Consider the following 627-nt stretch of genomic DNA (forward strand, 5'->3'; position numbering starts at 1 on the left):
GCGTTCGCAGGAATAAATTGACCTAAATTAACATTACGACTTTGCATTACACCGTTAAATGGCGCTTTCACTTGTGTCCGTTCAAGGTTACGTTCCGCCTGTGCCAATCGAGCTTGCGCAGACTGCAAATTTGCCAGTTCACTGGCTAATTGCGGGCGGCGAAGCCCCAGCTCAGGGATTTCGCCTGCTTGAATTGAGCGCCACTCTGCTTCGGCAACTTGGCCGCGTGCACGCTCTTCTGCCACCATGGCTTGCGCGCGGGCGAGGTTTGCCTTCGCTTCTTCGACTGCAGTTTTGTAATCAAAATCGTCGATACGGAGCAGCACTTCATCTTTACTGAAGAAGCCACCAGCGACAAATTTCTCTGATACCCACTGAATCCGCCCGCCAACTTCTGCAGTAAGCTGGGTAGCAAAACGTGGCATGACGTTGCCTTGGGTAGGCACACTGAATTGCACCGGACCGAATTGAACTTGTGTGTATTCAACCAATACGGGTAAACGCTCTGGCGCTTGCCGTGGCGGTGCTTGCCTCATATTGGATAACACAGAATGAATTAGGACTGCCACAACTAGAATGGTAATCGGTAGGATAATGAGTCTTTTTTTAATCGCCATGGATTGTTTA

General features: G+C 49.9%; 1 pseudogene. It reads right to left on the reverse strand.

The annotated features are described in order from the left end of the window. Positions 1 to 627: pseudogene (locus tag J5F18_RS19390) on the reverse strand (hypothetical protein); the annotation flags it as partial.

It is taken from the genome of Halomonas sp. BM-2019, from assembly GCF_017584085.1.